The sequence below is a fragment of the Pseudomonas sp. SK3(2021) genome (assembly GCF_016772375.1).
GTDB lineage: Bacteria > Pseudomonadota > Gammaproteobacteria > Pseudomonadales > Pseudomonadaceae > Aquipseudomonas > Aquipseudomonas chlororaphis_I.
The window spans coordinates 5,796,623-5,822,861 of sequence record NZ_CP061943.1 but is presented as its reverse complement, the minus strand read 5'-3'; the positions used below and the strand labels follow the sequence as shown (position 1 = coordinate 5,822,861).

At 62.2% G+C, this 26,239-nt stretch carries 20 protein-coding genes; 8 read left to right on the top strand and 12 right to left on the bottom strand.

The genetic code is table 11. The annotated features are described in order from the left end of the window. Positions 1–21: 21 nt before the first annotated feature. Positions 22–750 carry a hypothetical protein gene (locus IF690_RS25800; RefSeq protein WP_202697976.1) on the top strand — a complete coding sequence of 243 codons (729 nt, stop codon included), beginning with the start codon at positions 22–24 and terminating at the stop codon, positions 748–750. A 24-nt stretch (positions 751–774) separates the two neighbouring features. On the opposite strand, the gene IF690_RS25795 is transcribed toward IF690_RS25800, so the two are convergent. Next, positions 775–1,143: a PilZ domain-containing protein gene (locus IF690_RS25795; RefSeq protein WP_202697975.1), complete on the bottom strand. Its 369-nt coding sequence runs from the start codon at positions 1,141–1,143 to the stop codon at positions 775–777. A gap of 58 nt (positions 1,144–1,201) precedes the next feature. Further along, a complete protein-coding gene (locus IF690_RS25790) occupies positions 1,202–1,663 on the bottom strand; it encodes a methyltransferase family protein (protein WP_202697974.1) in 462 nt (153 codons plus the stop codon). A gap of 209 nt (positions 1,664–1,872) precedes the next feature. Here IF690_RS25790 and IF690_RS25785 point away from each other — a divergent pair, with 209 nt between their 5' ends. The 3 genes from IF690_RS25785 (at position 1,873) to yjiA (ending at position 5,273) form a co-directional block, all read left to right on the top strand. Then, entirely contained in the window at positions 1,873–3,939 is a 2,067-nt protein-coding gene (locus IF690_RS25785; protein WP_025807569.1) for a carbon starvation CstA family protein, read from the top strand. A 15-nt stretch (positions 3,940–3,954) separates the two neighbouring features. Continuing rightward, complete coding sequence (locus tag IF690_RS25780; RefSeq protein ID WP_202697973.1) at positions 3,955–4,152, top strand: YbdD/YjiX family protein; 198 nt, start codon at positions 3,955–3,957, stop codon at positions 4,150–4,152. 149 nt (positions 4,153–4,301) lie between these two features. After that, positions 4,302–5,273 carry a GTPase gene (gene yjiA, locus IF690_RS25775; protein ID WP_202697972.1) on the top strand — a complete coding sequence of 324 codons (972 nt, stop codon included), beginning with the start codon at positions 4,302–4,304 and terminating at the stop codon, positions 5,271–5,273. Between the two features lie 111 nt (positions 5,274–5,384). Here yjiA and IF690_RS25770 read toward each other — a convergent pair whose 3' ends face one another. The 5 genes from IF690_RS25770 to IF690_RS25750 all read right to left on the bottom strand — a co-directional run bounded on the left by IF690_RS25770 (position 5,385) and on the right by IF690_RS25750 (position 13,914). Then, a complete protein-coding gene (locus tag IF690_RS25770; RefSeq protein WP_202697971.1) occupies positions 5,385–6,095 on the bottom strand; it encodes a GntR family transcriptional regulator in 711 nt (236 codons plus the stop codon). A gap of 45 nt (positions 6,096–6,140) precedes the next feature. After that, positions 6,141–6,845: a FadR/GntR family transcriptional regulator gene (locus tag IF690_RS25765; protein WP_023969436.1), complete on the bottom strand. Its 705-nt coding sequence runs from the start codon at positions 6,843–6,845 to the stop codon at positions 6,141–6,143. Positions 6,846–6,935: 90 nt separating this feature from the next. After that, the gene (locus tag IF690_RS25760) at positions 6,936–8,246 is read right to left on the bottom strand and encodes a C4-dicarboxylate transporter DctA (protein WP_202697970.1); all 1,311 of its coding nucleotides are present in this window, start codon (positions 8,244–8,246) and stop codon (positions 6,936–6,938) included. Positions 8,247–8,600: 354 nt separating this feature from the next. Then, on the bottom strand, positions 8,601–9,854 hold the full coding sequence (gene glyA / locus IF690_RS25755; RefSeq protein ID WP_007924771.1) for a serine hydroxymethyltransferase: 1,254 nt from the start codon (positions 9,852–9,854) through the stop codon (positions 8,601–8,603). A gap of 220 nt (positions 9,855–10,074) precedes the next feature. Next, positions 10,075–13,914, bottom strand: coding sequence for a sensor domain-containing protein (locus IF690_RS25750; protein ID WP_202697969.1), 3,840 nt, complete (start codon positions 13,912–13,914; stop codon positions 10,075–10,077). Between the two features lie 285 nt (positions 13,915–14,199). Here IF690_RS25750 and ettA point away from each other — a divergent pair, with 285 nt between their 5' ends. After that, complete coding sequence (gene ettA / locus IF690_RS25745; protein WP_023969433.1) at positions 14,200–15,864, top strand: energy-dependent translational throttle protein EttA; 1,665 nt, start codon at positions 14,200–14,202, stop codon at positions 15,862–15,864. Positions 15,865–16,239: 375 nt separating this feature from the next. Next, on the top strand, positions 16,240–17,577 hold the full coding sequence (gene gdhA / locus IF690_RS25740) for an NADP-specific glutamate dehydrogenase (RefSeq protein WP_202697968.1): 1,338 nt from the start codon (positions 16,240–16,242) through the stop codon (positions 17,575–17,577). Here the strand turns inward: gdhA and IF690_RS25735 are convergent. The 4 genes from IF690_RS25735 to IF690_RS25720 all read right to left on the bottom strand — a co-directional run bounded on the left by IF690_RS25735 (position 17,574) and on the right by IF690_RS25720 (position 21,027). Further along, positions 17,574–18,068, bottom strand: coding sequence for a GreA/GreB family elongation factor (locus IF690_RS25735; RefSeq protein ID WP_202697967.1), 495 nt, complete (start codon positions 18,066–18,068; stop codon positions 17,574–17,576). The genes gdhA and IF690_RS25735 overlap by 4 nt on opposite strands. A gap of 72 nt (positions 18,069–18,140) precedes the next feature. After that, positions 18,141–18,497 carry a hypothetical protein gene (locus IF690_RS25730; protein WP_202697966.1) on the bottom strand — a complete coding sequence of 119 codons (357 nt, stop codon included), beginning with the start codon at positions 18,495–18,497 and terminating at the stop codon, positions 18,141–18,143. 94 nt (positions 18,498–18,591) lie between these two features. After that, the gene (locus tag IF690_RS25725; protein WP_202697965.1) at positions 18,592–20,445 is read right to left on the bottom strand and encodes a DUF7840 domain-containing protein; all 1,854 of its coding nucleotides are present in this window, start codon (positions 20,443–20,445) and stop codon (positions 18,592–18,594) included. 93 nt (positions 20,446–20,538) lie between these two features. Next, positions 20,539–21,027, bottom strand: coding sequence for a DUF3015 domain-containing protein (locus IF690_RS25720; RefSeq protein WP_007924760.1), 489 nt, complete (start codon positions 21,025–21,027; stop codon positions 20,539–20,541). Positions 21,028–21,300: 273 nt separating this feature from the next. Between IF690_RS25720 and IF690_RS25715 the strand changes: the two genes are divergently transcribed. Together IF690_RS25715 and IF690_RS25710 are read left to right on the top strand one after the other, a co-directional pair. After that, complete coding sequence (locus tag IF690_RS25715) at positions 21,301–23,739, top strand: Lon protease family protein (RefSeq protein ID WP_202697964.1); 2,439 nt, start codon at positions 21,301–21,303, stop codon at positions 23,737–23,739. Positions 23,740–23,950: 211 nt separating this feature from the next. Continuing rightward, the gene (locus IF690_RS25710; RefSeq protein ID WP_202697963.1) at positions 23,951–24,262 is read left to right on the top strand and encodes a PA4575 family protein; all 312 of its coding nucleotides are present in this window, start codon (positions 23,951–23,953) and stop codon (positions 24,260–24,262) included. Between the two features lie 33 nt (positions 24,263–24,295). Here the strand turns inward: IF690_RS25710 and IF690_RS25705 are convergent, their stop codons facing one another. Next, complete coding sequence (locus IF690_RS25705) at positions 24,296–26,128, bottom strand: hypothetical protein (RefSeq protein WP_202697962.1); 1,833 nt, start codon at positions 26,126–26,128, stop codon at positions 24,296–24,298. Positions 26,129–26,239: the final 111 nt, after the last annotated feature.

Here is a 26,239-nt window from a genome sequence, read left to right as displayed (position 1 = left end):
GCCACTGAAAGGAAGCAGTTCATGCGGATGACAGCAGCGGGCTTCGCAGCCCTCGGTTTCATATTGTCGTGGGGCGCCGGCCTGGCGGTAGCCAGCCAGGAGGATGCGCCGCGCGGCTATCGGATCGCCCAGGAATTGCTGGTCGGCGACGGCACGGTGCTCGAAGTGCTGGAAGACCGGCGCATCACCGCGCAATTGCACGCGCAGAGCTGGGGCAGCGGCCTGGACGAGGAAACCTTCGACGAGTCGACGGACAGCGAGCACCAGCCACAGCTGGAGGCCCGGGTGCGCCTGGTGTCGGAGGTCGGTGAGGTGCTTGCCGAGCAGTCCCTGGGCTACCCGCTGGCGAAGGTGGAAAAGGCGCCGCTCAGCGACCTGCCATACCCGGTGTTTTTCCTCACCGTCGATCAGACGGCCCCGATGGGCAGCTATAGCGGCCCGGCCACGCAGATCCTGGCGCCGACGCAAAGCCGGTTGGAGCCAGTGCCGTATCGGGATGAAAACGGAGAGCAGCGCCCGTTGGTGATAGCCCAGACCGGCAAGGCGGCCTGGCAGATCCTTCCATCGGCATCGGGCACTACCGAGTCGATCGCCCAGGTGTCTTCGGCGCCTGCCAGCGAGGGTGACGATTTTGTGACCACGTACCGGATTTATCGCTGGGTGGACGGGCAGTGGACCGCCGCCAGTCGGCAACAGCCCGGTTATTGGGATATGGAAAGCGAATTCCCCGAGCCCTCGGCATTTCCCTGAGCCGCTGACGGGAGGGCCGGGCGCTCAAACCTCCAGCAGCGCCCCCAGCTCACGCTCCAGCTCCTGCGGGTCGGCGAGGTTCAGTTCGATCAGGCGGCGCAGATGCTCGATCGATTCCAGGTCTATATGCAGGCAGACAAAACCCAACTGGCCGTGATCGTCGTGCGCCAGTCGCACGTCCATGCGTACTTCGGCGTCATCGCTCAAATGGATATCGGCTTCGAACGGCTGGCTTTCGTCCCCCAGCCAGGGATCGGGGCGCTGGATCAGCATGCCCTTGAGCGAGAGATCGAGCAGCTGCACGGACCAGCGATAAGGGCCCTGGCTCAGTTCAGTGCGGGCATCGAAGGCGATGCGTTTGAAACGGCGACGATCGGAATGGTGTTCGCTCATGAGCAGCCCCTCTGCATGGTGAAATGACTATAGACCAGACCAAGGTGCGCTCCCACCGCTACAACCAGCGGCGTACCTTGCGGCAATAGTCACGGTAGCGGTCGCCGAACAACTCCAGCAGATGGGTTTCGTCCGGCCGGATCACCGTCAGGTTCATCAGGTAAATCAGCAGTGGCAACAGCAGCCACGGCCACAGGCTGCCGAGCAGCAAGGCAATGGCACAGTAACCCAGGGTGTCGCCGAGATTGATGGGGTTGCGCGAGATTGCGAACGGGCCGTCGCACAGCAGGCGCCGGGGTTCGCCGAGATTGCTGGTGGTGGTGTGCCGTTGCCTGAGACGCCACATCGCCCAGAACGACAGGCCCTGGCCGCCGATGATCAACAGCAGGGCCAGGGTGCGCAGCCAGCCGTTGACCGGGACCGGCAAGGGCACACCATCGGCAAGCAACAGCGCGGCTATCAGGAACAGCAGATACAGCAGCGGCGGTGACAGCGGCGGTCTATCGGGCGGCTCGGGCATGGGCACTCCAGGCGATGAGTCGTTAAAGGTGCGACCGCTTTTTCGCCCGGGTGGTTCAGTGCTTCCAGAAGCGGCTGCACCGAGGCGGTGCAAACGCTTGGAAAAACTCAAAAGGACGTTCTAGACCAACGTGGGGGGTGGCCTTTGGGGCCAGTAGCGCTAAACTCCGGATGGCTGTCTTTCTTGTCCACCCTGGCTGGAATAATAAAATGAAAAATAATAATAGCCCGCTACGCCACTTACCCTGGCTGGTGCTGGCAATCGTAGGCGCGTGCGCCCTCGGCGTAGTGGCATTGCGCCGGGGCGAGGCGATCAACGCCTTGTGGATCGTGGTCGCTGCCGTGGCCATCTATCTGGTCGCATACCGTTACTACAGCCTGTTCATCGCTAACAACGTGATGCAGCTCGATGCGCGCCGGGCCACCCCCGCCGTGCTCAACAACGATGGTCTGGACTATGTTCCGACCAACAAGCACATTCTCTTCGGACATCACTTCGCGGCCATTGCCGGCGCGGGCCCGCTGGTGGGGCCGGTACTGGCGGCGCAGATGGGCTATCTGCCTGGCACGCTCTGGCTGATTGCCGGGGTGGTGCTGGCGGGGGCGGTGCAGGACTTCATGGTCCTGTTCATGTCCACCCGGCGCAACGGCCGTTCCCTGGGCGACATGGTCCGTGAGGAAATGGGCCGGATCCCGGGGACCATCGCGCTGTTCGGTTGCTTCCTGATCATGATCATCATCCTCGCGGTGCTGGCGCTGATCGTGGTCAAGGCCCTGGCCGAAAGCCCGTGGGGCATCTTCACGGTGATGGCGACCATCCCGATCGCGATGTTCATGGGCGTCTACATGCGCTACATCCGCCCGGGCCGCATCGGTGAAATCTCCATCATCGGCGTGCTCCTGCTGCTGGGCTCGATCTGGCTGGGGGGCCAGATCGCCGCGGACCCTGTGTGGTCCAAGGCCTTCACCTTCACCGGCGTGCAGATCACCTGGATGCTGATCGGCTACGGTTTCGTCGCCGCGGTGCTGCCGGTATGGCTGATCCTGGCGCCGCGCGACTACCTGTCGACCTTCCTCAAGATCGGTACCATCATCGCCCTGGCGATCGGCATCCTGATCACCATGCCCGAGCTGAAAATGCCGGCGCTGACCCAGTTCACCGACGGCACCGGCCCGGTCTGGAAAGGCGGCCTGTTCCCGTTCCTGTTCATCACCATCGCCTGTGGCGCGGTGTCCGGCTTCCACGCGCTGATCTCTTCCGGGACCACGCCGAAGCTGCTGGATAACGAAACCAACGCCCGTTACATCGGTTACGGCGGCATGCTGATGGAGTCCTTCGTGGCCATCATGGCGATGGTTGCCGCTTCGGTGATCGAGCCTGGCGTGTACTTCGCCATGAACAGCCCGGCGGCCATCGTCGGCGGTGACGTGGTGGCTGTGGCGCAGACGGTCAGCAGCTGGGGCTTCGCCATTACTCCGGATGCCCTGCAAGCGGTGGCCAAGGACATCGGTGAAACCACTATCCTGGCCCGTGCCGGTGGCGCGCCGACCCTGGCGGTCGGTATCGCGCAGATCCTGCACACGGTGCTGCCGGGCGAGAACACCATGGCGTTCTGGTACCACTTCGCGATCCTGTTCGAAGCGCTGTTCATCCTGACCGCGGTGGACGCCGGTACCCGTGCCGGTCGCTTCATGCTGCAGGACCTGCTGGGTTCCTTCGTGCCAGCCCTGAAACGCACCGAGTCCTGGACCGCCAACCTGATCGCCACCGCCGGCTGCGTGGCCCTCTGGGGCTACCTGTTGTACCAGGGCGTGATCGACCCGCTGGGCGGCATCAACACCCTGTGGCCGCTGTTCGGCATCTCCAACCAGATGCTGGCGGGTATCGCGCTGATGCTTGGCACCGTGGTGCTGATCAAGATGAAGCGTCAACGCTACATCTGGGTGACCTTGCTGCCAGCCACCTGGCTGCTGATCTGCACCACCACCGCGGGCCTCATCAAGCTGTTCGACGCCAATCCGGCAGTCGGTTTCCTGGCCCTGGCCAAGAAGTACAGCGATGCCCTGGCCAATGGTCAGATCCTGGCGCCGGCCAAGGACATCACGCAGATGCAGCACGTGATCTTCAACGCCTACACCAACGCCACGCTGACGGTGTTGTTCCTGCTGGTGGTCTTCAGCATCCTGTTCTATGCCCTCAAGGTGGGTATCTCCGCCTGGGGTAAAAAAGAGCGCACGGATAAGGAATCGCCCTTCCATGCCCTGCCGGATGCGTAATCGAGGATTGCAATCGTGTTCAATGACCTGAGTCGCCTCGGTAAATACCTCGGTCAGGCCGCGCGCCTGATGGTCGGCATGCCCGACTACGACAACTACGTCGAGCATATGCAGGCCAAGCACCCGGACAAGCCGGTGATGTCGTACGAGGCGTTCTTCCGGGAACGCCAGGAGGCGCGGTACGGCGGCAAGGCCGGGCCGAAATGCTGTTGATGCGTTAGTCCCTCTGTAGGGGCGAGCGTGCTCGTGAAAACGTAAAGACGCCGAGTTCATTCTGAACGCACGCGGTGTCCTTGAGTTCTTCGCGAGCAAGCTCGCTCCTGCAGTTGTTTTTGCGTTCCCATTTTTCAGGAGAACCGCTTTTGTCCTCTCCAATTCCCGTCACCGTGCTCAGCGGTTTCCTCGGCGCCGGCAAGACCACCTTGCTGCGTCATCTGCTCAAGGCCGAGCACGGCCTGAAAATCGCCGTGATCGAAAACGAATTCAGCGATGCCGGCATCGATACCCAGTTGCTGGGCGACGAGCCGGTGCAAGTGATGACGCTGTCCAACGGCTGTGTCTGCTGCACCATCCACACCGACCTGACCAAGGCGCTGTTCTTGCTGCTCGAGCGGCTGGACAGCGGCGAGATCGCCTTCGACCGGCTGGTGATCGAATGCACCGGGCTGGCCGACCCAGCGCCCGTGGCCCAGACCTTCTTCATCGACGAAGAGCTGCGCGAGCGTTACCTCCTCGACGGCATCATCACCCTGGTGGACGCCAGGCACGCCGAGCACCACCTGACCCAGACCATCGCCCAGGCCCAGATCGGCTTCGCCGACCGCCTGCTGGTGAGCAAGCGCGACCTGGTGGACGAGCGGACCTTCAATGCGCTGAGCGAGCGCCTGACCCGGATCAACCGTCGTGCGCCGATTCGTGTGGTCGAGCATGGCCGTATCGACCTGGCCGAGCTGCTGGATGTGCGAGGCTTCAACCTGAATGCCGACCTGGGGGGCGGTGTCAGCCTGCGTCCGGTGAGCAAGGCGCCCTCCATCGATCGTATTTCCAGCCTGGTGCTGCGCACCGATGCGCCGCTGGATATCGACCGGCTCAGCGAGTTCATGAACGAGCTGCTGGAAGAGCACGGCAAGCAACTGCTGCGCTACAAGGGCGTGCTGAACATTGCCGGTGAGCCACGGCGGCTGGTGTTCCAGGGCGTGCTCAAGTTGTACGGTTTCGACTGGGATACCGAATGGGCCGAAGGCGAGACGCGGGAGAGCGTGATTGTGTTCATTGCCGACGAGCTGCCGGAAGAGAAGATCCGTGTCGGATTCGCGCGGATGGCGGCGCGGTAGGTTCGTTGTAGTGTCTGTACCGGCGTTATCGCGAGCAAGCTCGCTCCTGCATGGGGGCATGGAAACCTGCAGGAGCGAGCTTGCTCGCGAAACGAGCTCAGGCTCAGCGCGTTATTCCGATCCCGAGCTGGCCTTGAGCAACCTTTCCTCCAGGTGATCCAGGTGCCCGGTCATCAATGCGACCGCGGCCTTGACGTCAGCGTCTTCGATGGCATCGACAATCGCCGCGTGTTCCTGCCAGGCGCAATGGCTGCAGGCGCGGGTTTCATGGTGGGCAATCGCCAGTGACGTCAGCGGCACCAGGCTGCCGAGGAAATGCGCCAGCGGCGCGTTGCCGGCCACCTCGGCCAATTGCAGGTGGAACTCGCCGGACAGGCGGATCGCCGGGCCACGCAAGCCGCGCTCGATGCAATCGCGCTCAGCGGCGATCAATTCCCGCAGGCGCTTGAGGTTGCGCGGCGCCGGTTGCTGACAGGCGAGCCTGACCAGGGTGATTTCCGTCAGGCGGCGGGCGTGCAGGATCTGCCGCGTCTGCTCGTGGTCCGGTGCCGCCACCTGGGGCCGGTGGTTGGGCCGCAGGATAATCACCTGCTGGTGGGACAAACGCGCCAGGACCTGGCGAATGATGCTGCGACTGACCCCGAACACTTCGCCTAGGCTGTCCTCGGTGAAACGGCTGGCGGGGGCGATGCGCTGTTCGAGAATGGCATCGAAAATCTGCGGATAGACATCGTCGACCAGCAGTTTTTTCTCGCCGGCGCGGCGCCGTGGCAGGGCACCGGGGAGGGGGAATGCAAGTTTACTCAAGGCGTAGCTGGCCATGGCCTGTCTCCAGTCCGGTTACCGATACGAAAGTGTGTGTGCGGCTTAGTTGCCCAGATGGTCGTCCGGGATGTTCAGCTCGATGCCCATGCGCTGGCCTTCCTTGAGGATGTGCCGGCGCATTTCGGCACTGGCCAATGCGCTGTTCTTGTTGCGGATCGCCCGGACCACCGCTTCGTTTTCTTCCAGGCGTTCGGCCAGGTGCTCCGGCGAGTTGCGCAGGATTTCCGCGCTCTGCTTGAGGGCGTTGCTGGTCTGCTGCACCACGTTCTGGAAGATCGGGTTGGAGGTCAGGGTGAACAGCTCTTCATGGAAGGCGATGTAGGCGTTCATCCCGGCTTCGCTATCGTTGGCCTCCAGGGCCTCGCGCATGTCCATCAGGGTCAGGCGCAGCTGGCCCACTTCCTTGCTGCTGATGGACTGCGCCACCAGGCCGACGATAAATGGCTCGAGGGTGTAACGCAGTTGCAGCACATCCTCGAGGCTGGCGCCCGCCACGCCGCTGTCCGTTGCCGGTTGTTCGTTGAGGCTGGCCTCCAGCACCACCACGCCCTTGCCGGGCATGGAGCGCACCAGGCCCAGGGTTTCCAGAACAGTCACCGCCTCGCGCAGGCTCGGGCGACTGATGCCCAACTGCTCGGCCAATTCACGTTGCCCCGGCAGCATGTCGCCGGAGCGCCACTGGCCACGGGCCAAGGCCGCGCGCAGCTTTTCTACCACTGAATTTACAACCGTTGACGAGGTGATCACTGTTCACTCCCTGGTAAATGGCGGATGAGGCCCATGGCAGGCGCTGATTGTTGTGCCTGCCGGCGACAGGCACAAGGCACAAGGCACGCCTCAGAACTCCTGCTGCGCGCCGGGCAGCGGTTTTCGCGGTTGGAAACCATAGCCCTGCTGGCCGCTCAGGACTTTGTTGGCGCGTTGGATATCGATGTCTCTTTCCCAGCGGGCAATGGCCACGGTGGCGACGCAGTTGCCGATCAGGTTGGTCAGCGCCCGGCCGATGCCCATGAACCAGTCCACCGCCAGCACCAGCACCAGGCCCACCACCGGGATGGCCGGAATCGCCGTCAGGGTGGCGGCCAGGATCACCAGCGCCGAACCGGGAATCCCGTGGGCGCCTTTGGAGGTGATCAGCGACACCAGCAGGATGGTCAGCAGATCGGACATCGACAACGGCGTGCCGGTGGCATTGGCAATGAAGACGATGGCCAGGGTCAGGTAGATCGAGAAACCGTCGAGGTTGAACGAATAGCCCGTCGGGATGACCAGGCCGACCGTGGAACTGCCGATGCCCAGGTGCTCCAGTTTGCGCATGATCTGTGGCAATACGGCGTCGGAGGAGGCGGTGCCGAGGACGATCAGCAGCTCTTCGCGCAGGTATTTGAGGAAAGGCAGCATGCGCAGGCCGGAACAGCGCATGACCACGCCGAGAATGATGGCCACGAAAGCGAAGCAGGTCAGGTAGAACAGGCCCACCAGGCTGCCCAGGTGCTGCAGCGAGTCCAGGCCGTACTTGCTGGTGGTAAAGGCGATGGCGCCGAATACGCCGATCGGCGCCAGGCGCACGATCATGCCCATGATGCGGAAGATGATGTGGCTGAGTTCGTTGATCAGCCGCGAGATGCCGGAAGCGGCTTCGCCCACCAGGTTCAGTGCGCTGCCGAACAGCACGGAGAACAGCAGCACCTGCAGGATGTTGTTTTCGGCGAAGGCGCCCAGCACCGAGTTGGGGATCAGCCCCATCAGGAACTCGGAGGTACCGTGCATGTGCTGGCTGCGCTGGGCGATGTCGCCCATGTCGGCGGCGGACAGCTGCTCCAGGTGGATATTGGCGCCGCTGCCGATGCCGGTGGTGAAGGCGAAGACCAGGCCGATCACCAGGGCGATGGTGGTCAGGACTTCGAAGTAGATGACGGATTTGAGCCCGATGCGTCCGACCTTTTTCAGGTCGCCGGCGCCGGAGATGCCACTGACGACCACACAGAAGACGATCAGGCCGATCAGCATCTTGATCAGCTTGATAAAGGCATCGCCCAGTGGCTTGAGTTGCGAGGAGTATTCGGGGAGTGTCAGTCCGCACACGATGCCGAGCATCAGTCCGAGGACTACCTGGAGGAAAATCGAACGCGAGCACCATCTGAGCATGAGGGGAATCCTGGTCGGTGTCCCGGCTGCCGTACGCGGAGCGCATCAGATTCGGGACTTAATTATTGTGGTCTTACCGGTATGTCCAGTGCAGACGCAGTCTATGCCCGATTTTCCCGTGAATACAAGGGTGAATCCGAAAATTGGCATGACCGGTCTGACCAGTGGTACTGGTCCTGTAGCCGCTGCCGCAGGCTGCAATCGGCCGGCACGGCCGCGACACTCTGAAGATCGCAGGAAGGTTTTCGGCCTTATCGCGGCCTTCGGCAGCGGCTACAGGTCCCGGGCCAGACAATTCGCGGACGAAAAAAAGCCCGGCGCGAAGGCCGGGCTTTTCATGCAACGCTCTGCGAATCAGGCGCCGTATACCGGCAGCTTCTTGCAGATGGCTTTGACTTTCTCACGAACGGCGTCGATCACCGCTTCGTTGTTCAGGTCGGCCAGGATGTCGCAGATCCAGCCAGCCAGTTCCTTGCACTCGGCTTCCTTGAAGCCGCGAGTGGTCACGGCCGGAGTACCGAAGCGCAGGCCGGAAGTGACGAACGGGGAGCGTGGGTCGTTTGGCACGGAGTTCTTGTTCACGGTGATGAAGGCCTTGCCCAGAGCGGCATCGGCGTCTTTACCGGAGATTTCCTGCTTGATCAGCGACAGCAGGAACAGGTGGTTCTGAGTACCGCCGGAAACCACGTCGAAACCGCGCTCGATGAACACGCCGGCCATGGCCTGGGCGTTCTTCACCACTTGTTGCTGGTAGGCCTTGAACTCAGGCTGCAGCGCTTCCTTGAAGCAGATCGCCTTGGCCGCGATCACGTGCTCCAGCGGGCCGCCCTGGGCTCCCGGGAATACCGCGGAGTTCAGCTTCTTCTCGATGTCGGCGTTGGCGCGAGCCAGGATCAGGCCGCCACGTGGACCGCGCAGGGTCTTGTGGGTGGTGGTGGTCACGACGTCGGCGAAAGGCACCGGGTTCGGGTAGACGCCAGCGGCGACCAGACCGGCTACGTGAGCCATGTCGACGAACAAGTAGGCACCGACCTTGTCGGCGATTGCGCGGAAGCGTGGGAAGTCCAGGACCTGCGAGTAGGCAGAGAAACCGGCCACGATCATTTTCGGCTTGTGCTCGACAGCCAGGCGCTCGACTTCGTCGTAGTCGATCAGGCCGTTGGCATCGATGCCGTACTGGATGGCGTTGTACAGCTTGCCGGAGGAGGAAACGCTGGCGCCGTGGGTCAGGTGACCGCCGTGGGCCAGGCTCATGCCCAGGATGGTGTCGCCAGCCGACAGCAGTGCCAGGTAAACGGCGGCGTTGGCTTGCGAGCCGGCGTGCGGCTGAACGTTGGCGTAATCGGCGCCGAACAGTTCCTTGGCGCGGTCGATGGCCAGTTGCTCGACCACGTCGACGTATTCGCAGCCGCCGTAGTAACGCTTGCCTGGGTAACCTTCGGCATACTTGTTGGTCAGTACCGAGCCTTGAGCTTCCATCACCGCAGGGCTGGTGTAGTTTTCCGAAGCGATCAGCTCAATGTGCTCTTCCTGGCGCTGGGCTTCTTGCTCCATGGCGGCAAAGAGATCGGCGTCGTACTTGGCAATAGTCAAATCACGGCTGAACATGGCGGTCCTCAAGGATCGGGGCAGAAAAGGGGGGCATTCTAACCCAACGGGTTTTAGATGGCATATGAAAGGACATCATGTCGCAGACAAGTGGCGTTCAGGTTCGATATTTGTGGCGGGCCGGAGTTTTTTCGCGAGCAAGCTCGCTCCTGCAGAAGAGTGCGTGTTCCTGTAGGAGCGAGCTTGCTCGCGATAGCGTCAGAACAGTCGCCACCTGACCTCAATCGAACATGAACAGCGCGTCGTTGCTGAACTGCCCTTCGAAGCTGTTGGCCGGCATCGGCCGACCGAACAGATAACCCTGGACTTCGTCACAGCCGTGTTCGCGCAGGAAGTCCAACTGCTCATGGGTCTCCACGCCCTCGGCGATCACCGCCAGGTTCAGGCTGTGGGCCATGGCGATGATGGCGCGGGCGATCTGTGCGTCCTGCTCGCCGGACGGCAGGCCGTCGACGAAGGTGCGGTCGATCTTCAAGACATCGATAGGGAACTGCTTGAGGTAGTTCAGCGATGAATAACCGGTGCCGAAGTCGTCGACTGCGATGCTCAGGCCGAGGTTCTTCAGGCCGTCGAGGATCTGCATCGCCTCGCTGACTTCGCGCATCAGGATACTTTCGGTCAGTTCCAGCTCCAGGCAGGCCGGCGGCAGGCCGGTGTCCTTGAGGATGGTGGCGATCCGCATGCCCAGCTGGCCGTCGGAGAACTGGCGGGCCGAGATGTTCACCGAGACCTTCGGCACCCGGACCTTGGCCTGGTGCCAGGCCTTGAGCTGGCGGCAGGCTTCGCTGATCACCCAATCGCCGACATCCACCACCAGCCCCAGTTCTTCGAGCACCGGGATGAAGTCTCCCGGCGGCACCAGCCCGCGCCGCGGATGGCGCCAGCGCAGCAGGGCTTCGGCGCCAGTCAGGCGCTTGCCGTCGCCGCTGAACTGCGGCTGGTAGTAGAGGATGAATTCCTGCTGTTCCAGGGCGTGGCGCAGGTCGCTTTCCAGCTCCAGGCGCTCCAGGGCGCTGGCGTTCATGTCGGCTTGGTAGAACTGGAAGTTGTTCTTGCCGCGCTCCTTGGCGTGGTACATCGCGGTGTCGGCGTTTTTCATCAACTGGCTCAGCTCATTGCCGTCCTGCGGGCTCAGGGCGATACCGATACTGGCGGTGACGAAGAACTCACGGCCTTCGAGCACGAACGGCTTCACCAGGCTGGCGAGAATCTGTTCGGCGACGTGGATCGCCCGGTTCAGGGCGATCTCGCGGCTGGTCCGCGGTTGCAGGAGCAAGGTGAACTCATCGCCGCCCATGCGCGCCACGGTGTCGTCATCGTCGACGCAATCGAGCAGGCGGGTGGCCATTTCCTTGAGCATGCGGTCGCCCGCGGCGTGGCCCAGGGAGTCGTTGATCGGCTTGAAACGGTCCAGGTCGAGGAACATCAGCACCACCCAGGACTTCTGCCGCTCCGCCGATTGCAGGGCGGTGTGCAGGCGGTCCTGGAACAGCGTGCGGTTGGGCAAGTGGGTCAGGGCGTCGTAGTAGGCCAGGCGATGAATGCGCTGTTCGCTGGCCTTGCGTTCGCTGATGTCGGTGAAGAAGCACACATAGCTGGCCAGGTCGCCTTCGTCATCGAGCACCGCGGTGATACCGACCCAGGCCGGATAGTGCTCGCCGTTACGGCGCTTGAGCCAGACCTCGCCTTCCCAGGTGCTGTGCTGGTGCAGCTGCTTGAGCACATAACGCAGGTGGGCTTCCTGTTGTTCGTCGACGGTGAGCATGTTCGGCAACTGGTCGAGCACCTGGGACACCGCGTAGCCGCTGACCCGGCTGAACGCCTCGTTGGCCTGGACGATGTAGCCCGCCGGGTCGGTGATCAGGATCGCCGAGGTCGAGTGCTCGAATACCGTGGCCGCCATGCGCAGGTCTTTTTCCGCGCGGCGCTGCTGGCTGATATCGCGGCCGACCCCAAGCACGCCTTCGAAGGCGCCGTGTTCGTCCCACACCAGCACCAGGCGCAACTCGATCGGAATCTTGCGTCCGTCGGCCCGCAGGCAGTCGAACAGGAACAACTGGGTCTGCACCTGGTTGCGCAATTGCGCCAGTTGCTCGGGTTTGTCCAGGGCTTTGCCGATCCGCTCCATCAGGGCATAGATGCCGGTCAGCTGTTGCGGGTTGGCGATGGTCGATTGCCAGCCGTTCTGGAAGATCCATTCGGCGTCATAGCCCAGCACCGATTGCACCGAGGGGCTGACATAGTTGAGGGCCATCTGGCTGTTGGTGGAGAAAATCACGTCGCTGATGCTTTCGGCGAGCATGCGATAGCGGCGCTCGCTGTCGCGCAGGGATTCGCTGGCCTCGATCTGGTCGGTGATGTCCTTGGCCACGCCGATGATGCGCGTGACCTGGTCGTACTTGTCCCGCGCCAGGGCCTGTTCGCGGATGTCGAAACAGCGCCATTGGCCGCTGCGGTGGCGAAAGCGCAAATGGCATTGCAGCAATTGCAGGTAGCCGGCATGCCGCTGCTCCTGGCGCAGGCGGTGATAGAGGTCGGCGTCTTCCGGGTGCAGGAGGATTTCCCAGAAGTACTCGCCCATCTGGTGCAGTTCGGTCTTGTTGTAGCCGAGGGTCTGGCCCAGGTGGTGGTTGCTGAAGATCATCCGCTGGCTGATGACATCCTGTACATAAAGGTGGTCCGGCACGGTGCGCACCACGTCCGACCAGAAGCCTTCGCGCTCCAGCAGCGACAGCTCGATGAGCTTGCGGCTGGTGATGTCGCTGATGCTGAGGATCACCGCCCGATAGTCGGCAGGATCTTCCGGCAGGCGCAGCACCAGCCACAGGTGCTGGTCGTGGCCCTGGGCGTCGCTGAGGCGGATTTCCAGCTCCAGCTGTTTGTGCTGGTTGATCACGGTCTCCAGCAGCTGGTTGCCGATGGCACTGCTGTGGAGCGGGCTGCCTTCGATCAGCAGTTTCCAGGCCTGTTCGCAGGAGTCGACGCTGAGCAGCCGCAAGGCCACCTGATTGACTTCGGTGATGCGCAGCTCTTCAAGCAGCAGCTGGCGCTGCTGTGGGTTGCTTTCCAGCCAGGCCTTGAGCTGTTCGCTGTCGTGCAGTTGCGCCTTGTCGAGAAACGCCGGCAGCCCGGAGATATCCAGGACGCAGAGGGCGACCCCGGTGCCTTCGAAAATGTCCTGGTAGCGCCGGCGTCCTTCGTGCAGCTGGCGCTGACGGCGGCGCATGTTCAGCAGCGCAATCACCGGCAACAGGGAAAACGCCAGCCCCAGCAGGCACTTGGCGATAAACGCGGGCAACAGTTGCTCGATCACCGCGCGATCGTCGAACAGGCCGCGCAATTGCCAGTCGCTGTTGCCCAGCGGTGCGACCAGCACGCTGCTGGCTATGTCGTCGGTGGTCACCGGGGTGCTGCTGCCGTCGTCGCGACTGAGGGTTTTCTGGTTCAGGCGGTTTTCAATGACCCAGGTCGGTTGGAAACCCTGGTCGGGGCTGAGGCCCAGGGACTGGACGAAAGTCGGTGCCAGGCGCAGCACCCAGTAATTCTTGAGTGCGCCACTGGGCTGGTGCAGCAGCAGTTGTACCCGCGCGCCGTCGCTGGCGCTGCTGTAGTAGTAGCGCTGGCCCCGGCTGCGGCTGGTCAGTTCGGCGAGCCACGTGGCGTCCTGGTCACTGGCGTCGCTGTCGCTGATGAGCTGGCCCTTGGCATCCAGCAGCGCGATGCTTTGCAGGTCGGGCAGGGACAGTTGCAGCTTCTTCAGCAGCAGTTGCTGCTGTTCGGCATTCTGTGGCGGCTCGACGATCGGCAGCAGGTTGAGGGCGATCTGCGCATTGAGCGCCAGGTTGAGGCTGATGTGTTCGGCCAAGTCGGCATTGTGATCGATCGCGTGTTGACGCTGGTCTTTACGGGTCTGTTGCAGTTGGTCGAGCAGTTGCCAGAACAGCAGGGCGAGTAGCAGCAGGACCAGGGTCGCCAGCACGCCTTTCAGGGGGCTGCGCAGGGGGGAGCCGGACGCAGGTGCAGGTGTGCGCAGGGAAGAGGGCGAAGTGGCATTGGACAAACTGTGATCCTGCGGTTTGGCTGGACTGGCGCGACGTGCACTATAAGCCGGACGCCCGAAGGGCGGCTAGCATGCCTTGAGTTGTGGCAAAGTGCCAGTCCTGGCTGGCTGGACCTTGCCCGGCCATTGAGGTAGCTTTGCCGGTTACGCGGGAGCGCTCCAGCTCCAGACAATCAGGCTTTTTCCGTCCGCAGGCATTGATCGCGATCAAATGCCGGCGCCGCGCATGGCCTGGCCCGGGCTTCGCCCGCTCTCCATTCATCAGTCACTGACGCTAGGTTCATCATGGCTCAATACGTCTTCACCATGCATCGGCTGGGAAAAGTTGTTCCGCCGAAGCGGGAAATCCTGAAAAACATCTCTCTGTCGTTCTTCCCGGGCGCCAAGATCGGCGTGCTGGGCCTCAACGGTTCGGGTAAGTCCACCCTGCTGAAAATCATGGCGGGCGTCGACACCGAGTTCGAGGGCGAAGCCCGTCCGATGCCCGAGCTGAACATCGGCTACCTGCCCCAGGAACCTCAGCTGGATCCGACCAAGACCGTGCGTGAAGTGGTCGAGGAAGCGGTCAGCGTGATCAAGGACGCCCAGGCGCGCCTGGACGAGGTCTACGCGGCCTACGCCGATCCGGATGCCGACTTCGACAAGCTGGCCGCCGAACAGGCCAAGCTCGAAGCGATCCTGCAGGCCAGCGATGGTCACAACCTGGAGCGCCAGCTGGAGGTCGCCGCCGATGCGCTGCGCCTGCCGGCCTGGGATGCCAAGGTCGAACACCTGTCCGGTGGTGAAAAACGTCGCGTGGCCCTGTGCCGCCTGCTGCTGTCCGCTCCGGACATGCTGCTGCTCGACGAACCGACCAACCACCTGGACGCCGATTCCGTGGCCTGGCTGGAGCATTTCCTCCACGACTTCCCGGGCACCGTGGTTGCGATCACGCACGACCGTTACTTCCTGGACAACGTCGCCGGCTGGATCCTCGAGCTCGACCGCGGCGCCGGCATTCCTTACGAGGGCAACTATTCGGGCTGGCTGGAAGCCAAGTCCGATCGTCTGGCCCAGGAATCCAAGCAGCAGTCGGCCCACGAAAAGGCCATGAAAGAAGAACTGGAGTGGGTGCGCAAAGGCGCCAAGGCTCGCCAGTCGAAATCCAAGGCCCGTCTGGCCCGCTTCGAAGAAATGCAATCGCAGGAATTCCAGAAGCGCAGCGAAACCAACGAGATCTACATTCCGGCCGGTCCGCGCCTGGGTGACAAGGTCATCGAATTCAAGAACGTCACCAAGGGCTATGGCGATCGCGTGCTGATCGACAACCTGTCGTTCTCCATGCCCAAAGGCGCCATCGTCGGCGTGATCGGCGGTAACGGCGCGGGTAAATCCACCCTGTTCCGCATGCTGATGGGCAAGGAAACGCCGGACTCGGGCAGCATCGAAATCGGTGAAACCGTGCAACTGGCTTGCGTCGACCAGAGCCGTGAGGACCTGGACGGCAGCAAGACCGTGTTCCAGCAGATCTCCGACGGTTCCGACCAGATCCGCATCGGCAACTACGAGATTCCGTCGCGTACCTACGTCGGTCGTTTCAACTTCAAGGGCGGCGACCAGCAGAAGTTCGTCAAGGACCTGTCCGGTGGTGAGCGTGGTCGCTTGCACCTGGCGCTGACCCTGAAAGAGGGCGGCAACGTCCTGCTGCTCGACGAACCGTCCAACGACCTCGACGTCGAAACCCTGCGTTCCCTGGAAGAGGCCCTGCTGGACTTCCCGGGCGCCGCCATTGTGATCTCCCACGACCGGTGGTTCCTTGACCGTGTCGCGACTCACATCCTGGCGTACGAAGACGACTCGCAAGCGGTATTCTTCGAAGGCAACTACACCGAGTACGAAGCCGATCGCAAGAAGCGCCTCGGCGACGCGGCGGCCCAGCCGCACCGCGTGCGTTACAAGAAGCTGGCCTGATCCGGGCCGGTTGCTTGCTGAAAGAAACGGAGCCTTCGGGCTCCGTTTTTTTTGCGTTTTTTTCCAGATGGAACCTGTGGTTCTTATCGCGAGCAAGCCTGCTCCTGCAGGGGGTTATGTCGTTCTTGGAGGAGCGAGCTTGCTCGCGATGCGTCCTGACGGGCACCGCCGATTTTCAGGCTGCCCAACATGGGGCGAAGCCTGTTGTCTGGTTCCCTTGAATGGTGCATAACAGGCCGAAAAAGCCGAATATTTATATCAATTGCACCATTTAAATTCATAACTGCGACATTTTGCTCTGTCGTGGTGCTGCTCGAGTTGCTAAAGTCCCGGGCAAATCTGCGTTAACGACAATAAATTTGCCGAGACTTTCCCATGATCGAATCCGTCGAAGACTTCCTCGCCCGCCTGAAAAAGCGCGACCCGGACCAGCCTGAATTCCACCAGGCGGTGGAGGAGGTGCTGCGCAGTCTGTGGCCGTTCCTGGAAGCCCATCCGCATTACCTGACCTCGGGCATTCTCGAGCGCATCTGTGAACCGGAGCGGGCGGTGATGTTTCGTGTGTCGTGGGTCGACGATCAGGGCAAGGTCCAAGTCAATCGGGGGTTCCGCATCCAGATGAACAGCGCCATCGGCCCGTACAAGGGCGGTTTGCGCTTCCACCCTTCGGTCAACCTGGGGGTGCTGAAATTCCTCGCCTTCGAGCAGACCTTCAAGAACTCCCTGACTTCGCTGCCCATGGGCGGCGGCAAGGGCGGCTCGGACTTCGATCCGAAGGGCAAGAGCGACGCCGAAGTGATGCGCTTCTGCCAGGCCTTCATGAGCGAGCTGTACCGCCATATCGGTTCGGACGTGGACGTGCCAGCGGGGGACATCGGCGTTGGCGCCCGGGAAATCGGCTTCCTGTTCGGCCAGTACAAACGCCTGAGCAACCAGTTCACTTCGGTGCTGACCGGCAAGGGTATGAGTTATGGCGGCAGCCTGATCCGTCCGGAGGCCACCGGCTTCGGTTGCGTGTATTTCGCCGAGGAAATGCTCAAGCGCCGTGATGACCGGGTGGAAGGCAAGCGTGTGGCGATTTCCGGTTCCGGCAACGTGGCGCAATACGCGGCGCGCAAGGTCATGGACCTGGGCGGCAAGGTGATTTCCCTGTCGGATTCCGAAGGCACGCTGTACTGCGAGGCCGGGTTGACCGAGGAGCAATGGCAGGCAGTGCTGGAGCTGAAGAACGTCAAGCGCGGGCGTATCCGCGAGCTGGCGGCGCAGTTCAACCTCGAGTTTCTCGCCGGCCAGCACCCCTGGGCACTGCCTTGCGATATCGCGCTGCCGTGCGCCACCCAGAACGAACTGGACGCCGAGTCGGCGCGCGCGCTGCTGCGCAATGGCTGCATGTGCGTGGCTGAAGGGGCGAACATGCCGACCACCCTGGAGGCTGTGGATATCTTTATCGAGGCCGGTATTCTGTTCGCCCCGGGCAAGGCCTCGAACGCCGGTGGCGTGGCGGTCAGCGGGCTGGAGATGTCGCAGAACGCCATGCGCCTGCTGTGGAGCGCCGGCGAGGTGGACAGCAAGCTGCACGGCATCATGCAGTCGATCCACCATGCCTGCGTGCATTACGGCGAAGAAAACGGCCGGATCAACTACGTCAAGGGGGCGAACATCGCCGGCTTCGTCAAGGTCGCCGATGCCATGCTGGCCCAGGGCGTGGTCTAGGCCGGGTCGATGCGGATCACTTCGATCAACTGATCGCCCGCCGGACGCTGCCACAGCACTTCATCGCCCAGCTGGGTGCCCAGCAGCGCCCGGCCCAGCGGCGAGCCCCAATTGATCAGGCCCTTGGCGACATCGGCCTGATCCTCTCCCACCAGTTGCACACACTGCTCGGTGCCGTGCTCGTCGGCGAAAGTGACACGGCTACCGATCTGCACTTTCGACCGCGATGTCGCCAGGGGAACCACCTGGGCGCTTTGCAGGCGCTGGTTGAAGTAGCGCAGGTCGCGTTCGATATCGGCCAGCAGCTGCGGGTCCGCCTGGTCGCCCAGCGCTGATTGTTCGTTGTGCCGGATTTGCAGGTGCGCGACCTTGGCCTGCAGTTCGCTCAGACCCTGTGGGGTGACGTAGTTGGGCTGCGCGCTGATCTGCCGTTCCACGGGCTGGTCGGCTTGGGCGGTAGTCAATTCCTCATTGACGAAGGCTCGGCTCATGGGAGTTTTCCCGTAATGGAGGTTTGGGCCATGGTCGCAGCCTTTTGGTTTCGGGCCATGCCTGAAAGCGACTTACTGCGAGCGATAGGCTCGCGCGGCGTCGCGGTCTTTTTCCTGTTGCCAGGCGCGTTCGTGTTCGTCCCAGTGACGCTCCCGATAGTCATTGCGGTCCTGGTTTTCCAGCATCGCCTGGCACTGGCGAAAACCATCGCTCCAGCCCTCGGCGTATTGCGGGTCCTTGAGGTAGCGCGGCACGTTCTTGCGAAATTCGCCGTTGATCGCCCCGGCGGCCTGGCGACCGCTGGCGCAGCCATCGTCGAAGCCGTCGGCGAAGGCCGGTGGATACCCCTGCTTGAGCAACTGCTCGTGGGTCGTCTCACAACCGGCCATCAACGCCAGCAACGCTGCCACTACCGCATACCGCCACATCTCTGACTCCCACGTTGCTCAATGGCTCATAGAGAAAGTCTAGAAGGGGATTCGTCAGGGGTTTGTGAAAGCGCGGTGAGAATGCTACCGGGCGTCAGTAGTGGTACCACTTCAGTTCCAGCATCACCTCGTTTTCCGCCGTGGCCAGGTGGCTGAACTCGCGCTGGGCGCTCAGGCGCAGGCCCAGGTTGCGCGACAGCTCCCATTGCTGGTTGAGGCTCAGGCTGCGGCGTACCTCGCCGTTGGTGAAATAGTCGCCCTTGGCTTCGACGCTGAAGTTGCCCAGCGGGTTTTTCCACAGCAGGCCGGTGTTGAAGCCAGCCGCCGGGGTGATGAAACCGGCGAAATCGGCGTTGTGCTCGACGCGCACGGTGCCCAGGGCGAAGCCGAGCATGTTCTCGCTGAGCTGCCAGGTGCCGCCACCGCCACCGTTGACATGGCTGACCAGGGTTTCATCGTCGTGTTTGCCGGGCACCCGCTCCAGGCCGCCGGTGACCTGCCAGGACCAGGGTTGCAGCAGTTCGTTGCGCGGCGTCAGCGAACGAATGGTCGCCAGGTCCAGTTGCTGCAGCTGCCAGCGGTTACCTTCGTACTGGCGCAGCTTCATCTGCAGGATTTCGATCTGTGCACCCAGGGGGAAACCTTCGGCGTTGTCGTTGAGGTCGTGATAGGCCATGCGCAGCCCGTACTCGCCAAAAGCCTGGTCGCCGCGGGTGCCCACAGCGACCTGCCAGGTGCGCGATTCATGGCCGTCTTCCGGCAGGCCCGGGCGTTCGATGGACAGTTCGGGCGGCGGGTTGCGGTTGATCGCCCGCAACAGCTCGAAGCTGCGCTGCGCCCGTTGCGGATCGCGCTCCTGGCCATTGGCCCGGTAGCGCTCGAGGCGATAGGCCGCATCGATGATCAGTGCCTGGCGGTCCCGGGGCAGGGCCTTGAAGGCCGGTTCCTGCAGCTGTTGCTGGTCGGCGCTGACCTTCAGAACCCATTGCTGTTCGTCGTTGCCCAGTGGCTTGGCGCGCTCCAGCAGCTCACGTTCGCGGGACGGGCGGTACTCGATTTTCTCCACCAGGCCGGCTTCCTTGACCGCCTTGACGGTGTCGGTGGGAATTGCCGTCAGCGGGAATTGCCCGGTCAGGCGCAGGCTCGGGCGCGCCACTTGCAGCAGCTCGAGCAGGCGGTAGGAGCAGTTCTCGTCAAAGAAGAAGTAGTCGAACTTGATCTGTTTCAGTTCCCAGACGTGCTCGACCATGCGTTCGGTTTCGGCCTGGGTCAGGTTCAGCCGGTATTCCCACAGGTCGCGGTTTTCCAGGCTGCGGTACTCCGAGAGCTTCTCCTGGTAGGGCACCAGGGCGAACAGGCCGGGATAGCCGCCCATCAGGCCTTTCCAGGCATAGAGGATGCTGTTGTCCGAGCCTTCGATATAGGCGCCGAAGTTGATCGCGTAGCTGAGCAGGGCGGTGTGGTTGCTTTGTACGTCGGCCTGGTCGATGCGCAGCAGGGTATGGCCGAACATCGACGATGGGCTGTTCAGGTAGGCCGCCGGGAAAATCATCACCGTGCTGTGGGGCGAGACGTCCTTGAACCATTGGTTGAACTCATTGCAGTCCACCGCCGGAAGATCGCTCAGGTTCAGTTGGGCCTTGAGCCAGCGGGTGCGGGCGGGGTACACGCATTGGGCATGTTGGTTGCCGCTGCTGGCGGGCGCGTAGAGCGCGTTCAGCGTGGCCTTGAGTTCGGCGTCGGGGTGTTCGGCACCGTCGCTGGCGAGGAAAAACTTCGGGTCGCTGACATAACTGCGCCAGCCTCCGAGCTTGGCGGTTTCGTAGTGACCAAGGGAAATCCAGAACGGATCGTTGGCCAGTTGCTGCAAACGTGAATGGTCGATTTGTGGCGCGGCGGACAGCGGGGCGCAGACACAGAGTGCCAGGGAGGCAAGGCGTTTGAGCATGGTGGGCAACTTGAGTCGGAAAAAACAAAGACCCGGGAGGGTCATGTCCGAAAAACAAAAGCCCGCTCCCCGAAAAGAGCGGGCGGCTCGAGATTAAGCCGGGGTGGCGTATTTGGCCAGGCGTGCATCGCTTTTCAGCACGGCCAGGGTGTTGGTATGCACATCTTCCGCAGTCACGTCGGCTTTGCTGAAGATCTGCTGGAAGTGCTCGTGGGTGACAGCGGCGAAGTGCGCGCGGTCTTCGGGAGCGACGCCCAGAACCACGGCGTAGGTGGTCAGCGCTTCGCCTTCCCCCTTGGCCATGTCTTCGGAGAGCTCGTTCATCATGCCATTCATGGCAAACCAGGATTTGCCGCCGTAAGTCAGCGCGCTGTTGGTCGAGCAGCCGTTGGTGCCGGAAGTCATACCGAAGGTCGCGTTACCGGAGGTGCCGTTGGTGGTGGAGGCCAGGAAGTGAGCCGGAGTGCCGCGCTGCCCTTCGAACAGCAGGTTGCCCCACCCACAATCCGGACCGCCTGGCGCTTGGGCCATTGCATTGATGGAAACAGCGGTGAAGAGAGTACCGAGAAGAATCCGTTTCATAGCTTTGTTCTCTTTGTGTGCAAACCAATGGACAAGGGTTCTGGCCCATGTCGGCGCCAGTGGGCCGGTTATAAGTCCAGCCGCGCAGGTTGGAGTTTAGGCAGATTCCAAGGGTTCCGTGTTTTTTTGCATGACTTTCCTTGAAATAGACGGTTTTTATGCTGTCTGCGTGGCGCCTGGGATCTGTCCGTCCTTTCGCTGCCTCGCGCCTTGCCAGCCGCTGTACCCGGCGCCAGAATGCCCCATCTGCCCCGCCTGATGTAAGGAAGCCCGATGCCTGATCCTGTTGCTGCCAGCTTGCGTCTAGCGCCCGAAGCGCTGACCCGTCCGTTTTCCGCTGAACAGTTCAGCTTCTCGACCACCAATGATTTGGAGCCTTTTCGCGGTGTGCTTGGCCAGGAACGTGCGGTCGAAGCCTTGCAGTTCGGTGTGGCCATGCCACGCCCCGGTTACAACGTCTTTGTCATGGGCGAGCCCGGCACTGGTCGCTTCTCTTTCGTCAAACGCTACCTGAAGGCTGAAGGCAAACGCCTGCAGACCCCTTCCGACTGGGTCTACGTCAACAATTTCGATGAGCCGCGCGAGCCTCGCGTGCTGGAGCTGCCTTCGGGGGCAGCAGGTGCGTTCATCAGTGATATCAACGGCCTGATCGACAACCTGCTGGCGACCTTTCCGGCGGTCTTCGAGCATCCCTCCTATCAACAGAAGAAAAGCGCCATCGACCGCGCGTTCAACCAGCGTTACGACCGTGCCCTCGATGTGATCGAGCGCCTGGCGCTGGAGAAGGACGTCGCGCTGTACCGCGACAGCAGCAATATCGCCTTCACCCCGATGCTCGACGGCAAGGCGCTGGACGAGGCCGAGTTCGCGCAATTGCCCGAAGCCGATCGCGAGCGTTTCCATGATGACATTTCCGCCCTGGAAGAGCGCCTCAACGAAGAACTGGCGAGCCTGCCGCAGTGGAAGCGCGAGTCGAGCAACCAGCTGCGTCACCTCAACGAAGAAACCATCACCCTGGCCTTGCAGCCGTTGCTGGCGCCGCTGTCCGAGAAGTACGCGGAAAACGCCGGTGTGTGTGGCTACCTGCAAGCCATGCAGGTGTACCTGCTCAAGACCGTGGTCGAGCAACTGGTGGACGACAGCAAGACCGATGCCGCGGCCCGCAAGCTGCTGGAAGAACAGTACGGCCCGAGCCTGGTGGTCGGTCACCCGGCCAGTGGCGGCGCGCCAGTGGTGTTCGAGCCACACCCGACCTACGACAATCTGTTTGGACGCATCGAATACAGCACCGACCAGGGCGCGCTCTACACCACTTACCGGCAGTTGCGTCCGGGGGCCCTGCATCGGGCCAACGGCGGTTTCCTGATTCTCGAAGCCGAGAAGATGCTCAGTGAACCCTTTGTCTGGGATGCCCTCAAGCGGGCCCTGCAATCGCGCAAGCTGAAGATGGAGTCGCCGCTGGGCGAACTGGGGCGCCTGGCTACCGTGACCCTGACCCCGCAACACATCCCATTGCAGGTCAAGGTCGTGATCATCGGTGCGCGCCAGTTGTACTACACGCTGCAGGACCTGGATCCGGATTTCCAGGAAATGTTCCGCGTGCTGGTGGACTTCGACGAAGACATCCCGATGGTGGACGAGAGCCTTGAACAGTTCGCCCAGTTGCTGAAAACCCGTACCTCCGAGGAAGGCATGGCTCCGCTGACCGCGGACGCGGTGGCGCGCCTGGCGACCTATAGCGCCCGGTTGGCGGAACACCAGGGGCGCTTGTCGGCGCGTATTGGCGATCTGTTCCAGCTGGTCAGCGAGGCGGACTTCATCCGTCACCTGGCCTCGGACGAGATGACCGATGCCGGGCATATCGAACGGGCGCTCAAAGCCAAGGCCACCCGTACCGGGCGGGTCTCGGCACGGATTCTCGATGACATGCTGGCGGGGATCATTCTGATCGACACCGATGGCGCTGCCGTGGGCAAGTGCAACGGGCTGACGGTGTTGGAAGTAGGCGACTCGGCCTTTGGCGTGCCGGCGCGGATTTCCGCCACGGTCTACCCGGGAGGCAGCGGTATCGTCGACATCGAGCGCGAGGTCAATCTCGGCCAGCCGATTCACTCCAAGGGCGTGATGATCCTCACTGGCTATCTGGGCAGCCGTTACGCGCAGGAGTTCCCCCTGGCGATCTCGGCGAGCATCGCGCTGGAGCAATCCTACGGTTATGTCGATGGCGACAGTGCGTCGCTGGGCGAGGCATGCACGTTGATCTCGGCCTTGTCGAAAACCCCGCTCAAGCAATGTTTTGCGATTACCGGATCGATCAACCAGTTCGGTGAGGTGCAGGCGGTTGGCGGGGTCAACGAGAAGATCGAGGGCTTCTTCCGCCTCTGCGAAGCACGGGGCCTGACGGGCGAGCAAGGCGCGATCATTCCTCACGCCAACGTCGCCACCCTGATGCTCGATGAGAAGGTGCTGGCGGCGGTCCGCGCCGGGCAATTCCACGTGTATGCCGTGCGCCAGGCTGACGAGGCCCTGAGCTTGCTGGTCGGCGAGCCGGCGGGCGAGCCGGATGCGGATGGCCAGTTCCCGGAAGGCAGTGTCAATGCGCGGGTGGTGGAGCGCCTGCGGGTCATCGCTGAAATGGTCAGCGAGGACGACCTCAAGGAAGCGGAAAAAGAGCAGGCGCAAGAAGCATTGGCACAAACCAAGTCGGCCTGAGCCTTGCCGCGGCGAGGGCTCGACCTTCGTCGCGGCGCCGGTCCGCTGGCGTCAATTTTCGCGGACAGACCATTCGGCGCCTGTTCAGCCGGTCAACTTTGCTTATCAGGCTTTTCTTCCTATTCTCAGGGCAAGGAGAACGACAGTCGTCACTGGATCGAAACAGTCTTCACATGAGGGCTGAATACCGGATCTACCGAGGGTCGCCGCCATGTCGCGCAACCTCTGCCTTACCCGCCAGTGTCTTGGCCTGGTCACCCGTATCGAGTGCAGTATCCGCCCGCTGGCGGGAGATAACGGAATGTGGACCTTACTGTTCGCGGCCGGAATGGCTGGCGAACAACCTTCGGCCATCAAGGCCCAGGGACCTTTCTGCGGTCCCACCGTGGCCGAATCCATCCTTGACTCCATCGTCGAAAGCCTGACTACCCACGGCTATGAGCTGGCCGACGATCCGCAGATCTGGTGCCTGCACCTTCAGGCGCAACTACGGCAGATCAATGGCGAACGCTACCGTCATTGACGGGATCTCCCGTTAATCCCTACCGCTGAGCCCCTACTCGGCGGGTGGTGGGTTCTCCAGCTTGTCGAGTTTGACCTCAAAGCCATATTCGACAGTGTTGAGTTCGCTGCGCTGGTAGGTTTCCAGTTCGATGGGCTGTCCATAGAAGTAATGCACGTCGAACAGCGCCGGGCCGTTTGCCGGCGCCTCATGGCTGACTGCAAGAATCTCCTTCAGGTACTGGCCGCTGCCGTCCTTGGCATAGAAACGCCAGGCCTCGGACGGGAACAGGCGCTGGTCAACGATCAGCGCGTTGCCCTGCAGCTCCAGCCCTTTGGGCAGCTGGCTGGCAGGCAGGACTTTCTTCTCGATGCTGGCCAGAAACAGTGGGATCGCACCGACGGCGTAAGCCGGGGTTTCCGGGAACAGGGTCAGGTCGTAAGTGATCGAGCTACGCAGTGGATCGACCTCGACCGCCTCCGATGGCAGTTCGATGGGCTCGCCGCGTTTGCCATTTTCGTTCTGGGAGAAGAAGGTCACTGGGCTGTCGCTGGTAGAGAAGGAGTTGCCCAGCAACTCGTCATTGAAGGTTTTCGGGTGGTCGAACTCGATCCGCGCCGCGCTGGCGTCCTCGGTGGATTGATGCACGACCACGCTTTTTTTCAAGGTTTCTTCGTCAAGGTTGGCGCCCTTGAGGTAGTTCGGTGCCTGATCGTCATACACGACTACCGGCATGGGCAGGGGCTGGATCTTGCTGTCGGTGGTCAGAGGGTCGAAGCGTCGCACCGGCAGGTTGAGGTCTTTGCGGGTGACGGTGGCTGCGGAGAAGTCCAGCACGTTGACTTCGAGCTTGTCGATCAGGCCGTTGAAATACACCTTGGTGTAATGGCTGTGCTGCTCGCGCTCGAAGGTTTTGCGCGCCTCTTCAAGCTGCTGCTCGAAGGCTTGGCTCCAGGCCTTCTGCTTCTGCATTTCGGCGAGCTGCTTGGCATAGAAGGCGATCTGTTGGCTGTTTTCGTTGATCGAGCCGGAGTGCGAAAGGATCTGGCCGGTGGTGTCGCGTGCCTGCACCAGCAACGGGTTGAGCGGCGTCTCGCTGAGCTCGGGCGACAGCGGGGCGCTGTTGGTCAACTCGATTTCGGCGCTGTTCTTGTCCAGGGACAGCAGTTTCACGCTGACATTCTTGTCGCTGCGTTGCTTGCCGACATCGGCCTTGTCCAGTTCGAAGGTGACCACCTGGTGTGGTGCGATCACTTCGGCCTTGCCTTGCAGCGTCACGGGTTGGGGCTGGTCTTTGTTTTCGACTTCCAGGCCTTCGATGAACGGGTAGGTCACCGTCAGGTCATCCGGATTGGTCAGGTTGGAGCTGGACGGGCTCAGCTGGATGCCGGGATCGGTTTCCGACCATTCGGGCTGGAAGGCGATGACCTTGCCGTTGCTCAGGGTTACGGATTGCCATTCCAGGCCGTGGGGGAAGGGGAATTGCGCCGGCATGTTGAAGTTGAAGGGGAATACCGGCTGCAGGTCGGTCAGGTAGTCGGAATTGGAGGTCTTGCGCAGTACGAACAGGCCGTTGAGGTAGGTGTCGACCAGGGCCTGCGGGCTGGGGTAGTGCTTGAACAGGGCCAGGGCGTCATCGCCGTATTCGGTCTCGATGGGTTTGTTCTTGAGCCGCAGTTGCGCCCGTTCGAGCAGTAACAGCGAACCGCCGAGGTCAGCGATGGCGTCCTTGAGCCTGGGATCCTGGATCGCGTCCAGGGATTGTTCGAACTGTGCGGTTTTCTGTTCCAGGCTGACTTGCTGCTTCTCGTCGCTGGGCGAGCAGCCGCTGCTGAGCAGTACCGCGATACACAGGCCGGTACCCGCCAAAGGCAATCGCAAATCCATTCTCCAGGCTTCCTGTCCGATGTCATTGAGCTGTTCAAGTGATTCCGACACTAGCAGAAAAACGTTTTGGCAGACGCGCAGGTAATGGATTTCGTTGCGGTTTGTGGGTTT

Coding starts and splice junctions, on each gene's coding strand:
- IF690_RS25715 (WP_202697964.1), top strand. CDS start 21,301: ATGCCTGATCCTGTTGCTGCCAGCTTGCGTCTAGCGCCCGAAGCGCTG.
- IF690_RS25705 (WP_202697962.1), bottom strand. CDS start 26,128: ATGGATTTGCGATTGCCTTTGGCGGGTACCGGCCTGTGTATCGCGGTA.
- ettA (WP_023969433.1), top strand. CDS start 14,200: ATGGCTCAATACGTCTTCACCATGCATCGGCTGGGAAAAGTTGTTCCG.
- gdhA (WP_202697968.1), top strand. CDS start 16,240: ATGATCGAATCCGTCGAAGACTTCCTCGCCCGCCTGAAAAAGCGCGAC.
- IF690_RS25720 (WP_007924760.1), bottom strand. CDS start 21,027: ATGAAACGGATTCTTCTCGGTACTCTCTTCACCGCTGTTTCCATCAAT.
- IF690_RS25760 (WP_202697970.1), bottom strand. CDS start 8,246: ATGCTCAGATGGTGCTCGCGTTCGATTTTCCTCCAGGTAGTCCTCGGA.
- IF690_RS25735 (WP_202697967.1), bottom strand. CDS start 18,068: ATGAGCCGAGCCTTCGTCAATGAGGAATTGACTACCGCCCAAGCCGAC.
- IF690_RS25795 (WP_202697975.1), bottom strand. CDS start 1,143: ATGAGCGAACACCATTCCGATCGTCGCCGTTTCAAACGCATCGCCTTC.
- IF690_RS25730 (WP_202697966.1), bottom strand. CDS start 18,497: ATGTGGCGGTATGCGGTAGTGGCAGCGTTGCTGGCGTTGATGGCCGGT.
- IF690_RS25785 (WP_025807569.1), top strand. CDS start 1,873: ATGAAAAATAATAATAGCCCGCTACGCCACTTACCCTGGCTGGTGCTG.
- IF690_RS25725 (WP_202697965.1), bottom strand. CDS start 20,445: ATGCTCAAACGCCTTGCCTCCCTGGCACTCTGTGTCTGCGCCCCGCTG.
- IF690_RS25770 (WP_202697971.1), bottom strand. CDS start 6,095: ATGGCCAGCTACGCCTTGAGTAAACTTGCATTCCCCCTCCCCGGTGCC.
- IF690_RS25790 (WP_202697974.1), bottom strand. CDS start 1,663: ATGCCCGAGCCGCCCGATAGACCGCCGCTGTCACCGCCGCTGCTGTAT.
- glyA (WP_007924771.1), bottom strand. CDS start 9,854: ATGTTCAGCCGTGATTTGACTATTGCCAAGTACGACGCCGATCTCTTT.
- IF690_RS25710 (WP_202697963.1), top strand. CDS start 23,951: ATGTCGCGCAACCTCTGCCTTACCCGCCAGTGTCTTGGCCTGGTCACC.
- IF690_RS25800 (WP_202697976.1), top strand. CDS start 22: ATGCGGATGACAGCAGCGGGCTTCGCAGCCCTCGGTTTCATATTGTCG.